Below are 13,461 nucleotides of genomic sequence, written 5' to 3'. Positions count from 1 at the left end.
TTCTTTATATTTAGAAAAATTAAGTTTCGAGGTTTGCATTTGCTAACTGGAACGGGATGATTACAATGCCACTTTAATTATTGATGATGAGAAATCGAGTGGCTGAGAGTAGATCGTCTTTTCTAGATACGGATAAATCTATACGTGTTGCTATGTTCAATGTTTCGATGTCAGAGCCTGAATCAGGGCGTATCCTACATCAAACGGCAAAAACTGATAACAAAAGGTTTCAGCGGTTAGCTGCGATCATTCAACACGTTAATGCTGATGTATTACTTTTGTGCGAATTTGATCATTTCGGACAAGGTGGTGATGACGGCAGTCTTGATAACTTTTGTCAGCATTACTTAGCACAGTCTCAATATCAACAAGCTGCAATTCACTATCCTTATCGTTATTGTCCTCCGTCCAACACTGGCTTATTGAGTCCTGTCGATCTTAATGGTGATGGTGTGTGTACATTACCTGAAGATGGTTTGGGCTTTGGTGAATTTCATGGTCATTTTAGCTTTGTGATCTTATCTAAATACCCATTAAATGAAGATAAAATTCGCACTTGGCAGACGTTACTGTGGAAAACGATGCCGAATGCATTGTTACCTACCGATTATTATTCAAAAGCGGCACAAGAAGTCCTTCGCTTATCATCAAAAAACCATGTCGTAGTGCCTGTTTTAGTTGATGGTAAAGAAATTAATTTACTGTGTTGTCACCCAACACCACCAGTATTTGATGGCAATGAGCGTCGTAACGCCAAACGAAATCATGATGAAATCCAACTGTTAATCGATATCATAGAGAATGCGCCGTATCTTATTGATGATAAAAAGCAAGCTGGTGGTTTACAGCCTGAGGATGCTTTTGTTGTGATGGGGGATCTTAATGCTGATATGGATGATGGTGACGGTATTAAGTCTGCTATTCAGCATTTGCTTAAACACGATAAGATCAATCGTGCAGTTAGTCGCGGAGTAAATACACCGAAAAGTGAAGGTGGACAGCATTACTATCCTTGGCAAAAGCGCAAAGGTCGTAAAAATGAATGGACACATCTGGCAGGTCTTCGTTTAGATTATGTTTTACCTTCGACGCACTTAACCGTAATGAATAGCGGTGTTTTTTGGCCTGATAAACACGATCCTTTACGTCATTTAATTCTCGATTGTAAAGGGAAAGAAAAGCCAACGGCAGGTTCAGATCACCGAATGGTGTGGGTTGATATCACTGTTTCTCAGTAGATTGTGTCTGTGATCATGCTAACAATTATGGGTCATATGAATAGTATATGATGAAAAATTAATAGCTTGCGATAGATAAAATGATAATCTGCGCGCTCGTTTTTGCTTTGACTGTTGAGTGATTATGCGTTTGCTATCTTTTCGTTCTTGGATTTTAATTCTTTTATTCTGCTGGTCGTATGCTGCGAATAGTTTACAGCTTACGATTTCCTATCAGCAAAGTGCTGAGCAAATTCGCCAAACTTTTGAGCCTCAGTTATATACGTTGCCAGCGTTTACAGCGGGACATTATGGCTTAAGAATGTATCGCCAATCCTTAGATCCTAAATACAGTGCTGCTATTTGGCAAGATATGGCACGTGTTGCCAGCAACCTTAATAAGTTTTCAGCTGAACTCACCACACCAGAGCAGATCACACAATATGGTTTAAAGCGATTACAAAGCTATAAAGATTCCCCTAAAGAACGTAGTCAACGTCGATTAGCTGCAACCAAAGCGATGCCTGAATATATGTATTTAGGGGTAGGGTTGCTCGGCTCAATGGCGCGTGCGAATGAATATGGTTTAAAACACCGTGATGACACTAAGTTAAGAGAAGTGATCCGTCGCTATGATTTCAAAAAGTATGCGACTGATCCTGAAATGATCCGTGCATGGGGCGCACAATTAGCCAATCAGGTTTATTGGTTACGTCAACTGGGTGAACAAGATGTGGTGAATGAGTTCGTTATTGCCTTTCGTGAAACTTACCCTGACAGCCAAGATAGTAAGTTATCGGAGCAGCAATACGGCAATAAAATTTATATATTAACCCATATAATTTTTGCTGCATCGCAGTATTACCAGTTACCTATTCAAGAAAAAGACTTTCAATGGATTTTTGATTACTACCGTAAAAATATCGATCACATTATCAAAAACACCAAAGAAGACGTCATTGCTGAAGTTGGCGTGTCATTCTTATTAGCCGGTCTTGAGAATGATCCTATTGTTGATAAAACACGCTATGCTATCCAACATGCAATTAATGATAAGCATGGGATGATCCCATCTGTGACAGGGGATTTTGATTTAGAATCTGGTGAGCATCGTAATGTACTTGCCATTATGCTGCTTGATTGGAAAGGGGCGCATATTGGCCCTACGGTGAATCGTCAGCCAGATATGTTTAAACATGTTCCTTACGGCTTGATTGCTAAATAAGCTGTTAACGGTAGAAAATACAAAAGGTGAAGTACGAGATATCGACTTCACCTTTTTTATTGTTCGTGAATGCTTAGTTTGTTTCTTTAGGTTTACGTGCCCAAATTTCAATCTTCGCTTTTTTTGTTACACCTGCTGCATTTAATGCAAGGCTACCTAGGCTTTTATAACTTAGCGTGATCTTATTAATTGTTTGTTCTTTAGTGTTTAAGATCAATGGGCGAGTTGAACTGTCAGTTGTTAGTACACCCAGTGTTTGTAAACTTTGGGTCTTGCCATCAGCATAACTCACATTAATATCTTTAATATTCACCGTGCCTTGGATACAAGTGAGCTTAAGTGCATCGTATTTCTGCTTAGAGAAATAGTTATTAATATCGACGACATCTTCTTCACTTTTAAAGTTAGCTGTTTTAGTAGCAATTTTTACCCAGCCATCTTTTTCTACTTTAGGTGTACTGTTACATCCATTTAGCGTCAGTATGACTAAGGTACCTAGTAAAAATGTGCGTAAAAATGCGACCATAAGTTATTCACCTACATAAATGATTGATTGTTAAGTGAACATTATGAGCTAAATTTTATAAATAGAATACTGAAAAGTTCTGAATAAGCAAACAACAGTAGTTACTGCTGTTTGCTTTGATGATCAGAAATATTTACTGCGGATTTTTGCGTACTTTTCTTTGAGAGAGTCAGTTGTAAATGTTTTAACAACCATGGTTGGCGACCAATAATGCGGTGCCCAACCCGCTTTTTGTTTTAATTGTTGCACAAATTGTTCAGGTGTAACGCCTTTTTTCCAGCGACTCGGTAAGATGATCGCTTGTGTTTGACGGTCAGTTAGAACAACACCAACAGGTTTTTGTTTTAAGTACTCAACTAATGCTTGATGTGAGGTAATGTCGACCGTCTCTAATGGTGACAACACTTCGACTTCAATTGTTAAATCATCCAGTTGCTCTTCTGAAAGGGGCATGAAACGACGATCTTCATAGGCACTTGCAATGGCTTTATTGTGTACTTCAATAACCAGCGGACGGGACGGGATTGTTGTGCCCATTGAACCTTGTAATTCGTTGTTTACTTCTAAAGTAATAAAGCATGCACCGGGCTGCTGCATTTTTCGTGTGTAATGCTCAAGCCGTGGGGCATCAATTGATTGATCTGAAAAATGGTCTTGAATTGCATTACGTGCAATATCAAGTAACTGTGTTAATTCACCTTTATCATAGGTTAGTGGTGAAGCAGATATTATAGCCACAACGTTCTCCTTTACTCTGTGTTACAGAGCAGCAAATTTCCGTGTAATAAAAGCAATTTATTGTTGTTTATCTTGGTTTTTATGCTTTTTAGAAACTATTAGCGTTTTTACATGTATACCCAAATAACCTCAAGGTACGAGGTTTAGCGAGAGTGGCTTTGTATGCCGACGAGCAAATGTATGACACCTTTGATTATGTTTTAGCAACTGAGAAGATGTTAGCTATTACACGGTTCAGTGTGCATTGAACTCGAAGTCGTGACCACGTTTGAATCGCCTATCTTGAAGTCACTTGGGTATAGATATGAAGGAACGAATAACAATAGTATGAGAATCAATATCAGCTATTTTCTACTAATTTTCAATATGCGAAAGGTTAAAATTTGTTAAGTTAGTAATAAATATTTTTACGGATATTTACTCGTTTTAGTCCATTTAAAACAGTTGGTTAAGATATCTTTGTCCGTTTTTAATATTGTTCATTGTTATTTTTAACTAAATTTAAGAACAGAAAGTGAACAATAAAAATAAATCGATATATTGTTTATAATCTAAACATTAAGAAAACAGATGTTTTACTATCGAAACACTTTCCATTATCTTGACTGACTTGAATTAACCATAGAATTGGCAGAGCGATGACTGAAGCACAAAATCTTACTATCGAACAACTTGAGCAATATGAAAATCTGGTTATCACACAACCTAATTGCCCGTACTGTGTAAAGGCAAAGGTATTATTGGATGAGCGTGGTACAGAGTACACAACTCTTGTATTAGGCCAAGAGTTATCTAAAGTTGTAATGGTCGATTTTATTGAGCAGAAAACAGGTATAACGGTTCGTACAGTGCCTCAGATCATTCTTGATGGTAAATACATTGGCGGTCATGACGATTTAGTCGCTTTTCTTGAACGTCAAGTAGAAACATCTGAGTTTGATGATTTCGAATTATAACAAAGAGGGCTAATAAGCCCTTTTTGTTTATACGGTATTTAAAGGTTATTTAATGAAACTCGATTTCTCACAATTGAATAAACAGTCCAAGCGATCTTTTGGTGATCAACAGGCAACGATAAAGAAAGTGATGCAAGGTAAAACAGTGAATTGCTCTGATTGCGGCCAAGCCTTATTTCTGATCACTCCTGAGCAAAGCGATACTCCGGGCATTGCATGCCAAAAAGGCTGTACACATATTCATTTAGATTTTTCATAAACAATTGTGCTGTTTATTTATTCATGCTCTGTTTAAAAAAACAGCACTTGCACTGTTTATACTATTCTTATTCTCTGCATGTTATTCAGCATTTCTTAGTATTATTTCTCCTTTTCTTTACTTTATTGCCACTCTGAAGCGGTTACTTGGGAAACTATTCTTGTATCTACGACAACAAGAGAGTTATTTTCATCCAAATCATGCTTATTTTCTGTGTGTTCTGTCTGCACCAGTTAGTTATCCATATGAATAAAAAGAAAAAATAGTCTTTTTTATAAGGTGGTGCAAAATTTTACGTTATCTATAATCAAATAGTCTAATGTTGATGAGATAATAGTTAGAATACGATGTAAATATTGGGCTTATTTTGTTGTGTATATTCTGTTTTTTGATGGGTGAAGTGACATCTCGAATGCTAATTATCCGTTTTTTAGTCAGTTATGCTCTCTATTGACAGTTGTGACAGTCAAATGTTTATATATTGCAGCTCGAATTTTATTTACAGGACTAAATATTGTTCATTTGGGCGATAATCATAATGGGACTTTATTAATGAGTAAGCACGATAAATATAGTATTGAAAATACCGACTACACGATTGGACAAGATAATGTTCAAAAATGGGGCTTCGATGTCCACAATGCGGTATTTGGTGTGAGTGCTGGGCTGATCGTTCTTTTCTTAGCTGCCATTCTTATCAGCGATCCTGCAACAGCAAAAGCAACATTAGATAGTGTTAAAACCGCTATCGTGAATAAATTTGATTCCATGTTTCTATGGGCAGGTAACTTTTTTGTTATCTTTTGTTTAGGACTTATCATTTCTCCTTATGGCCGCATTCGTTTAGGTGGTAAGGATGCAGAATCTGAACACTCAACGCTATCTTGGCTGGCAATGTTATTTGCCGCGGGTATGGGTATCGGTTTGATGTTCTGGAGTGTGGCAGAGCCTGCCGCTTATTACACTGGATGGGGTGGCACTCCTTTAAATGTGACACCAGAAACACCTGAAGCGTTTAAAGTTGCGATGGGTGCAACCATGTATCACTGGGGTTTACATCCTTGGGCTATTTACGGTGTTGTCGCATTATCAATGGCATTCTTTGCTTATAACAAAGGTTTGCCACTTTCTATCCGCTCTGTTTTCTACCCAATCTTAGGTGACCGTACATGGGGCTGGGCTGGTCATATTGTTGATATCTTAGCGGTACTTGCGACGTTATTTGGTTTAGCAACGTCATTAGGTTTAGGTGCGCAACAGGCAGCCAGTGGTATTAATCATGTGTTTGGTACACAGGGCGGATTAGGCTTACAAATTGGTATTATTGTTGTCGTGACATTAATTGCGATTTACTCAGTAGCTCAAGGTATTGACTCTGGTGTGAAGCTGCTAAGTAATATCAATATGATTGTGGCGTTGATCTTACTGGTGTTTGTGGGCGCGGTGGGCTTTTCTGTTTCGATGCATACCATTCCAACGACTATCATGGGTTATGTCGAGAACTTTATTCCTCTGAGTAATCCTTATGGCCGAACGGATCAGGCATGGCTACATGGTTGGACCGTTGTTTACTGGGCGTGGTGGATTTCATGGTCACCATTTGTTGGTTCATTTATCGCTCGTATTTCAAAAGGCCGTACTATTCGCGAATTCTTGATTGCTGTACTGATTGTACCGACACTAGTAACAACTGTTTGGATGTCAGTATTTGGTGGTCAGGCGATTCACCAAGTGATGGATAAAATTGGCTCGTTAGGTCAGCACGGCATCACTGAAGTGCCATTGGCTATGTTCCAAATGTTTGATGCGCTGCCAATGGGGACTGTTCTTTCTGTGATTGCGGTAGGTCTGGTATTAGTGTTCTTTATTACTTCATCAGATTCAGGCTCATTGGTTATCGATAGTATTACCGCTGGTGGTAAAGTGGATAATCCTGTTGCTCAGCGTGTGTTTTGGGCGGTCATCGAAGGGTTAATTGCCATTGCACTATTGTGGGTAGGTGGTACTCAAGCCATTGAGGCACTACAAGCCGGTACGATATCTACAGCGTTACCATTTACGATTATTTTGCTACTGATGTGTCTAAGTTTGCTACTTGGTTTTAGAACTGAAAAGTATAAATAACTTAGCTATTTGATGATGAAATTTGTCGTAAAAGGTAAATAAAAACCGCAGCGTTCGCTGCGGTTTTTTTATTCCCAAAGATGATTGATGGGCGTATCTGGCGAGAAATGGTAAGCAATTTGTGCTTGGAGTAATTCTGCTGTTGCCAGCGCATCTGTTAACGCATGATGAGGTTGATAGGTGGGTAGTCCATAACGGCTACGGCATTTGCCTAATCGAACAGAGCCGGGCTTTTTACCTTGTAACTTGGCCCAAAAACCTCGGTATTGTTGTGCTTGAATTTGCGCTTCAATAGCTAGGGTATCAACAACAGGAAATTGTATTCCCTCATTTAGGCGAACCCGCAAAGCTTTATCCATAAATTGGCGTTCGATGGCTTTGTAATGAACCACCACCACTTTACCAGCCAATGAATCTAATACTGATTCTAAAATACGACGGAGATCGGGCGCTGTTTGTATATCTGAGTGAGTAATACCGTGGATGATCACCGATTCTTCATCCAGTTTAGCTTTAGGTTTTACGACCCAATGTTGAGATTGTTTGCAGTAAATACGGTTAATGGTAAAAGGCACTAAACCGATACTAATAATGTCATCTTTAGTGGCATTTAATCCTGTGGTTTCAAAATCAAGGGCAACAAACTCAACCTCGCTGAGTGGAGTATCACCGGCGATCATGCCATGTTGATAATATTGAGCAATACGGGGATCTTTAGCTGTTTGGGCAAAGTCGAGGAACGTTTGCTGCCAATCAAGTATCCGAGTATGACGAATAAAATGGCCTGAAGATGTTTGTTTGAATGCTTCTCTAAACATAACGGGTACTATTAACGGTTACCTTGGTAACGGTATTTGACAAAGTTTTGTGCTTTACTAAGGATCTGGAAAGCATCTTTCAGATTGCGGCGTTCAAAGTCAGACATATTTTCAGGTTCAATGCTGTTATCAGCTTCTTGCCCGGCTTCTACATCCAATGCTTGGTGACGAATACGTACCAGGGAAATGTATTCCATTGCATCACGTAAATCTTGCGCTCGACCCGGTGGTAGAATGCCACTCTCGATAATGTCATCTAAACGCTCTAATGAGTTTTGTGAGCGTGAACCCACAGCAAGCGCATGGACACGAATAAGATCCGCAAGTGGGGCAGTACCTCGGCGTTTTAAGTTAATCGAGTTGTTGTGTCGACCATCTTTTTCCATCACAAAGTCTTTAAAGAAGCCGAGTGGTGGAGTGCGATTAATTGCATTGCGAGCTAAACAAGCTAAAAATCGTGGGCTGTTACGTGCACGACGCACAATAAAACCGTTCAGTTGTTTTGCCCAACGTAATCTTCCCCATACACCGCCCAAGTCAAAAAAGATTGAGCTGTTTAATAACGCTTGAGGTTTAGGGTTATCTATCCAATCTGCAAAGCATTGCTCCCATTCCTGACGAGTTTTACGCCATTCAGGATTGGTTGCCATGATACCGCCAGTACAATAGCTATAGCCACAGGCATCAAGACCATCACAGACAAATTTAGCCAGAGCTTCAAAATAAGCATTGTGTTTATCGTGATCGTAGTTGTTATCAAGAATAATCGCGTTGTCTTGATCAGTAACAATAAGTTGTTCATCACGAGCCATAGAGCCGAGAGCCAAGAAACAATATTGGATAGGTGGTGGGCCAAGTTCTTCTTCAGCAAGTTCTAATAAACGTTGTTTGAAACTACGTCCGATCTCAGCCATCGCACTACCAATCATGTGCGAGTTAGCATCTTCATTGACCATGCGTACGAAACAATCTTTGACCTGAGAAGAAAGCTGGATCAGCTCTTCTACCGATTGTTGTTGATAAATACTGCTTACAAGCAACAGGCTGTTTTGTGATTCGTAACGAACAATATCAGAGACGCTGATCACACCAACAGGGTGCTTGTTACGCAATACAGGTAAGTGATGAATGTTATAGCGCAGCATGGTTAACATGGCTTCAAAGACATAGGCGTTATGATCGAGCGTAATTGGCTCGGCAGTCATCACTGAAGATACAGGCTCTGATGTCGAGACACCTTCGGCAAGAACACGGGTACATAAATCACGATCAGTGATAATACCTGCGACATAATCTGTTTCGTCATCATCTTCTGTTGCGGTATTGTCACTTAGCAGCAGAGCAGATACACCTTCAGTTGCCATGGTTTGCGCTGCTGTCTGAATCGATGCATGTTTATCGATGATCACTGCATCACGGGTAATTAAGGTGCGAAGCTTGGATGTGGTGAGATCATTTTCGTTATGTTGGCTAGACACTGCGTGACGTAAACGAGCACCATCTTCGACTTCGACAAAATCAGCAAAGCTATCGTATTGATCGCAAAGTTTGATAAATAGGGCGTTAGGGATGCAATAGAGTAGGGTATCTTCTAGCGCTTTGGCTGGCATTCGGACTCTATTATTCATAAGTAGCCCCATTTGCCCAAAAATGTCACCTTCATCTAAGCGATTATAGAGTTCACCTTCTCGACGATAAATTTCAACGGAGCCACTACGGATAAGAAATAAATCATGAATACTATCACCCGTATTAAGGATCATGGTATTGGCTCGGTAATAGGCGACTTCTATCTCTACTGCAAGCTCATGAAGCTGTGCTTCTGGCAAATTATCAAAAGGCGGATATTGAGAGATAAAATTAAGAATTTCTATTTGTTCCGCTTCCATTTGAGTCCCGTTATTTTGCGTTGAATACTTAATTGTCACTTATCATGTTTAATATTCTGGCTTAAAGACAATTAAGATTAATTATTAAGTATGAATTGTTTAACTTATAACTTACAAATAAGGGTAAAGCATAAAGGTGAAAATTGAAACGCTTGCTAGAGGAGCAAGCGTTAAAGATAGGTAAAATTATAGGGGATTATTGAATTACATCAATAAGTAAGCGATAAAGCCGCTGCCGATAAGACAAGCACCTGAAAAAAAGCCTGATTCAATACGGCTTTCTGCTACATCATCAACTTCATCATGTTTTATGGTTAGAAATGAAACAGCGAAGCCAGCCGACATGGCAAAGAGAAGTACACCTAAGCTAAATAACACGGCTTGAATAAAATCTAACACTTCCATGTAAATTAAATCCTTTAGTCAAATAACATAATAACGACTAAATATAATAGCTTGAGAATAAGTGACTGCAAAAAAAATATTTCAAGATGGGATCTTATCGACAAAAAATAGAATTTTTAATTCCATTTATTTAATAGGCTTATTCGTATTAATGAGACAGAAATATATTATTAAGAATAATATATTTTCAAAAAAGTCAGTTTGTAAATTGATTTTAATAGAATGCAAAAAAGAGAATGGATGTATTTCAATATATTAATCTGAAAATTTGGTTAATCTAGGTGATTGTAGTATCAATATAAAATGAAACTGTATTAGGCTTTAAGGAAGTGAGATCTGTAGTGTCATGAAGGGAAGCATAATGTAGATATCTGACGATGGGGTATCAGTGTGAGAATTGTTTTCTTTGGTGAAGCGCTTGTTGAAATTAATCACTCTACTAAGTTTTCTACTTATGGTGGGGATGTTCCGAATATTGCGTTGTATCTCTCTCGCCTAGGGCAATCACGCTCTATCTCAGTCAGCTATGCGACGGCGTTAGGGACGGATAAGCTATCTTTATCGTTATTGGCATGTTGGCAGCAGGAGAATATAGATACTAGTTTGGTGCGTTACTTTTCGACTAAATTTCCCAACTTGTGTTATATCGAAACCGATAGTGAAGGCATGTACTTCCGACACTTTTGGAATAAAGATAATGCAGCTCGCTATTACTTTTCATCTGGTACATTCTCATCAAGCATATCACCGCTTGAAGTTGCTCTTCATAAATATAATTACCATGCTATTTATATTAGTGCGGTCAGTTTTGGTTTATTAACTGAAGAGGCTAAAGCCATCCTGCTAGTTTTAATAGAAAAATTTAAACGAAAAGGAGGTAAGGTTTATTTTGATAACCGATATCGAGCAGAATTGTGGACGCCACAACAAGCAAAATATTGGATATGCCAGTTATTACCTTATATTGATATTGCTTTTATTGATGCGAAAGATGAGCAATATATATGGGGAAAAGAAGATAAGATCATTGAGCGGTATAACCGTGTTAATTGTCGTGAGTTGATCATTAAGCAATACCCATCCCTTTATAATTATCAACGTCAGTTAGATGATTTTGCTGTTTCCTCGGGACACACATCAGTGAGTGTATCGGTGATCCAAGCGATACAACCAAATATAAGTACAATTTATTTTACTGATAATGCATTTATTGCTGGTTATCTGACTGGCAGGATCAGTGGAAAAAGTGTGGAGCATTCTGTGAAGCTAGGAAAAGTATTGTCCCAGAGAGTACTTGAGCATCCTACTGCTGTGATCCCTGCTGCAGCGATGCGGGATATGATGTAATGCATGCATAACTTACGAGCTGAATTCTATAATCTGGTTGCAAAATAATCGCTTAGCATTAATTTCTAAAAAATAGTATTGACTCAAATGCTACATTCCGTAGAATGCACCCCATACCGAAGAGCAGCTAGCTTCTCGGTGAGAAACAAAGGCGCGTTGGCAGAGTGGCTATGCAGCGGATTGCAAATCCGTGGACCTCGGTTCGACTCCGGGACGCGCCTCCATTCTCTTATGAGAATCTATTGCGACACTAGCTCAGCTGGTAGAGCGCAACCTTGCCAAGGTTGAGGTCACGAGTTCGAACCTCGTGTGTCGCTCCAAATTAAAAGATATGGCGTTAAAGCGGTATCTACAGATGGTGTCTTACCCATCGCAAGAAATTGCGTGCCCTGGTGGTGGAATTGGTAGACACAAGGGATTTAAAATCCCTCGGCGTTCGCGCTGTGCCGGTTCAAGTCCGGCCCGGGGCACCATCTTACTTTTAAGTATAAAAATTGAATTAAAGGATATGGCGTAAAGCGATATCTACAGATGGTGTCTTACCCATCGCAATAAATTGCGTGCCCTGGTGGTGGAATTGGTAGACACAAGGGATTTAAAATCCCTCGGCGTTCGCGCTGTGCCGGTTCAAGTCCGGCCCGGGGCACCATCTATTAAGAAAGCTCATCAGTTGATGGGCTTTTTTTTCGCCTGTTAGTTTTCAATAACGTTTATCAATATTTTTTATAAAAATGATGAAATAAAAAAGAGCCATCAGGCTCTTCTTCATTATTTTTCGCTATCTGTACCGAAGCGAATAATGCAGCTTTTGGCAAATTCAGTCGCTTCGTTAGCTGTCCAATCACCCTTTGGCTTGTCTTTTAATTGGTTACACCAGTCTTCGCTTCCTACTTCTGGTGAACATGCAGTTAATAGCGTTACTGCACCTAATAATACCAATAACTTTTTCATCTTATTTCCTTTATACATCATTTGCTAATTGTTTTAGCGTTAAAATTTTGCAAGTAACTCACACGCAGCAAGAATGGCTGAAAGGTTAATGATTAGCAAATTTTTTAACGGGTTTCTTGTTAAAATTGTGTCATATTTCAATGACAAAGCGTGGTATTGATGCTGTACTTTAAAAGAAATAATTGTCATTTTACGTGATACTTATTTTGAAATTTATAGCGTAATAACGTGAATGCATCGCAAGGAGGGCGGGATGAAATTAAATTGCGATATGGGAGAAAGTTTCGGAGCTTGGATAATGGGCAATGATGCTTCAGTCATGCCATGGATTAATATGGCGAATATTGCTTGCGGCTTTCATGCATCAGATCCTAATGTGATGGCGACAACAGTCGCACTTGCACAGCAATATAATGTGATGATCGGTGCTCACCCAGGTTATCAAGATAAAGAGGGGTTTGGTCGTCGTTATATTCCGCATACGCTAGATGAAATCCGCCATAGCATTGCTTATCAAGTCGGTGCGCTTGATGCATTGTGTGCGTTACATGAAACTCAGGTGGTGTACGTTAAGCCACATGGGGCTTTATATAATGACATGATGAAAGATCCGGCTTTGTTTGAAGCTATTGTTCTTACTGTTTCTAAATTGAATTTCTCTCGTCCACATCCGCTTTCATTAATGATCTTATCAGGTGCAAAAAATACGGCTTACAGTCAAATAGCGCAGCAATATGGTGTAACACTGTTATTTGAAGCGTTTGCTGATAGAGCTTATACCCCTGACGGTTTCTTAGTACCACGAACAGAACCTAATGCGGTACATCATCACCCAGATCTTATCAAGGCGCAGGTATTGCAACTGGCACAAGGGAAAGTAAAAACAACATGTGGCAAATTACTCTCATTACCTGTCGATACTATTTGTGTGCATGGGGATAATCCTGAATCTATTGCAACGATTAAAGAGCTCTCGCAGTTGCTGAATACCGCACAAAGTTAAATG

General features: G+C 39.3%; 13 protein-coding genes and 4 tRNA genes. 11 read left to right on the top strand and 6 right to left on the bottom strand.

The features are described 5' to 3' along the window. Window positions 1-167: 167 nt before the first annotated feature. Together Q7657_RS18310 and Q7657_RS18305 are read left to right on the top strand one after the other, a co-directional pair. The gene (locus tag Q7657_RS18310) at window positions 168-1,238 is read left to right on the top strand and encodes an endonuclease/exonuclease/phosphatase family protein (protein ID WP_498827405.1); all 1,071 of its coding nucleotides are present in this window, start codon (window positions 168-170) and stop codon (window positions 1,236-1,238) included. Between the two features lie 124 nt (window positions 1,239-1,362). Then, complete coding sequence (locus Q7657_RS18305) at window positions 1,363-2,442, top strand: DUF3541 domain-containing protein (RefSeq protein ID WP_107165293.1); 1,080 nt, start codon at window positions 1,363-1,365, stop codon at window positions 2,440-2,442. Window positions 2,443-2,515: 73 nt separating this feature from the next. Here Q7657_RS18305 and Q7657_RS18300 read toward each other — a convergent pair whose 3' ends face one another. Continuing rightward, window positions 2,516-2,968, bottom strand: coding sequence for a DUF2541 family protein (locus Q7657_RS18300; RefSeq protein WP_053986832.1), 453 nt, complete (start codon window positions 2,966-2,968; stop codon window positions 2,516-2,518). Between the two features lie 123 nt (window positions 2,969-3,091). Continuing rightward, window positions 3,092-3,706 (bottom strand): AmmeMemoRadiSam system protein A, encoded by a 615-nt coding sequence (amrA, locus tag Q7657_RS18295; RefSeq protein ID WP_053986831.1) that lies wholly within the window; start codon window positions 3,704-3,706, stop codon window positions 3,092-3,094. Between the two features lie 638 nt (window positions 3,707-4,344). Here amrA and Q7657_RS18290 point away from each other — a divergent pair. The 3 genes from Q7657_RS18290 to Q7657_RS18280 all read left to right on the top strand — a co-directional run bounded on the left by Q7657_RS18290 (window position 4,345) and on the right by Q7657_RS18280 (window position 7,045). Then, window positions 4,345-4,662, top strand: a complete 318-nt coding sequence (locus tag Q7657_RS18290) for a glutaredoxin domain-containing protein (protein WP_107165292.1) — start codon at window positions 4,345-4,347, stop codon at window positions 4,660-4,662. Between the two features lie 52 nt (window positions 4,663-4,714). Beyond that, entirely contained in the window at window positions 4,715-4,921 is a 207-nt protein-coding gene (locus Q7657_RS18285; RefSeq protein ID WP_053986829.1) for a hypothetical protein, read from the top strand. 552 nt (window positions 4,922-5,473) lie between these two features. Further along, window positions 5,474-7,045, top strand: coding sequence for a BCCT family transporter (locus tag Q7657_RS18280; protein WP_498827373.1), 1,572 nt, complete (start codon window positions 5,474-5,476; stop codon window positions 7,043-7,045). Between the two features lie 68 nt (window positions 7,046-7,113). Here the strand turns inward: Q7657_RS18280 and Q7657_RS18275 are convergent, their stop codons facing one another. The 3 genes from Q7657_RS18275 to Q7657_RS18265 form a co-directional block, all read right to left on the bottom strand. Then, on the bottom strand, window positions 7,114-7,863 hold the full coding sequence (locus Q7657_RS18275) for a 3'-5' exonuclease (RefSeq protein WP_107165290.1): 750 nt from the start codon (window positions 7,861-7,863) through the stop codon (window positions 7,114-7,116). 11 nt (window positions 7,864-7,874) lie between these two features. Next, entirely contained in the window at window positions 7,875-9,752 is a 1,878-nt protein-coding gene (locus tag Q7657_RS18270; protein ID WP_053986826.1) for a DUF294 nucleotidyltransferase-like domain-containing protein, read from the bottom strand. A gap of 204 nt (window positions 9,753-9,956) precedes the next feature. Next, complete coding sequence (locus tag Q7657_RS18265; protein WP_053986825.1) at window positions 9,957-10,157, bottom strand: hypothetical protein; 201 nt, start codon at window positions 10,155-10,157, stop codon at window positions 9,957-9,959. Between the two features lie 390 nt (window positions 10,158-10,547). Between Q7657_RS18265 and Q7657_RS18260 the strand changes: the two genes are divergently transcribed. The 5 genes from Q7657_RS18260 (at window position 10,548) to Q7657_RS18240 (ending at window position 12,153) form a co-directional block, all read left to right on the top strand. Beyond that, a complete protein-coding gene (locus Q7657_RS18260; RefSeq protein WP_107165289.1) occupies window positions 10,548-11,504 on the top strand; it encodes a PfkB family carbohydrate kinase in 957 nt (318 codons plus the stop codon). 150 nt (window positions 11,505-11,654) lie between these two features. Further along, a tRNA-Cys gene (locus Q7657_RS18255) sits at window positions 11,655-11,728 on the top strand. Between the two features lie 20 nt (window positions 11,729-11,748). Next, a tRNA-Gly gene (locus tag Q7657_RS18250) sits at window positions 11,749-11,824 on the top strand. 66 nt (window positions 11,825-11,890) lie between these two features. Next, a tRNA-Leu gene (locus Q7657_RS18245) sits at window positions 11,891-11,977 on the top strand. An 89-nt stretch (window positions 11,978-12,066) separates the two neighbouring features. Continuing rightward, window positions 12,067-12,153 (top strand) — tRNA-Leu (locus Q7657_RS18240). A 119-nt stretch (window positions 12,154-12,272) separates the two neighbouring features. Here Q7657_RS18240 and Q7657_RS18235 read toward each other — a convergent pair. Then, window positions 12,273-12,455 carry a DUF3012 domain-containing protein gene (locus Q7657_RS18235; protein ID WP_053986823.1) on the bottom strand — a complete coding sequence of 61 codons (183 nt, stop codon included), beginning with the start codon at window positions 12,453-12,455 and terminating at the stop codon, window positions 12,273-12,275. A gap of 253 nt (window positions 12,456-12,708) precedes the next feature. Between Q7657_RS18235 and Q7657_RS18230 the strand changes: the two genes are divergently transcribed. After that, on the top strand, window positions 12,709-13,458 hold the full coding sequence (locus Q7657_RS18230; protein WP_107165288.1) for a 5-oxoprolinase subunit PxpA: 750 nt from the start codon (window positions 12,709-12,711) through the stop codon (window positions 13,456-13,458). The last annotated feature ends 3 nt before the right edge of the window (window positions 13,459-13,461 follow it).

Origin of the sequence: Candidatus Photobacterium acropomis (assembly GCF_030685555.1) — a bacterium.
In the GTDB taxonomy this organism is placed as follows: domain Bacteria; phylum Pseudomonadota; class Gammaproteobacteria; order Enterobacterales; family Vibrionaceae; genus Photobacterium; species Photobacterium lucens.
The sequence above is the reverse complement of the archived record's forward strand: the minus strand, read 5'-3'. Positions and strand labels throughout refer to the sequence as shown.

What these genes read in the sequence shown, in the direction of transcription:
- Q7657_RS18310 (WP_498827405.1), top strand. Translation starts at nt 168, where the DNA reads ATGTCAGAGCCTGAATCAGGGCGTATCCTACATCAAACGGCAAAAACT.
- Q7657_RS18305 (WP_107165293.1), top strand. Translation starts at nt 1,363, where the DNA reads ATGCGTTTGCTATCTTTTCGTTCTTGGATTTTAATTCTTTTATTCTGC.
- Q7657_RS18300 (WP_053986832.1), bottom strand. Translation starts at nt 2,968, where the DNA reads ATGGTCGCATTTTTACGCACATTTTTACTAGGTACCTTAGTCATACTG.
- Q7657_RS18290 (WP_107165292.1), top strand. Translation starts at nt 4,345, where the DNA reads ATGACTGAAGCACAAAATCTTACTATCGAACAACTTGAGCAATATGAA.
- Q7657_RS18285 (WP_053986829.1), top strand. Translation starts at nt 4,715, where the DNA reads ATGAAACTCGATTTCTCACAATTGAATAAACAGTCCAAGCGATCTTTT.
- Q7657_RS18280 (WP_498827373.1), top strand. Translation starts at nt 5,474, where the DNA reads ATGAGTAAGCACGATAAATATAGTATTGAAAATACCGACTACACGATT.
- Q7657_RS18275 (WP_107165290.1), bottom strand. Translation starts at nt 7,863, where the DNA reads ATGTTTAGAGAAGCATTCAAACAAACATCTTCAGGCCATTTTATTCGT.
- Q7657_RS18270 (WP_053986826.1), bottom strand. Translation starts at nt 9,752, where the DNA reads ATGGAAGCGGAACAAATAGAAATTCTTAATTTTATCTCTCAATATCCG.
- Q7657_RS18265 (WP_053986825.1), bottom strand. Translation starts at nt 10,157, where the DNA reads ATGGAAGTGTTAGATTTTATTCAAGCCGTGTTATTTAGCTTAGGTGTA.
- Q7657_RS18235 (WP_053986823.1), bottom strand. Translation starts at nt 12,455, where the DNA reads ATGAAAAAGTTATTGGTATTATTAGGTGCAGTAACGCTATTAACTGCA.
- Q7657_RS18230 (WP_107165288.1), top strand. Translation starts at nt 12,709, where the DNA reads ATGAAATTAAATTGCGATATGGGAGAAAGTTTCGGAGCTTGGATAATG.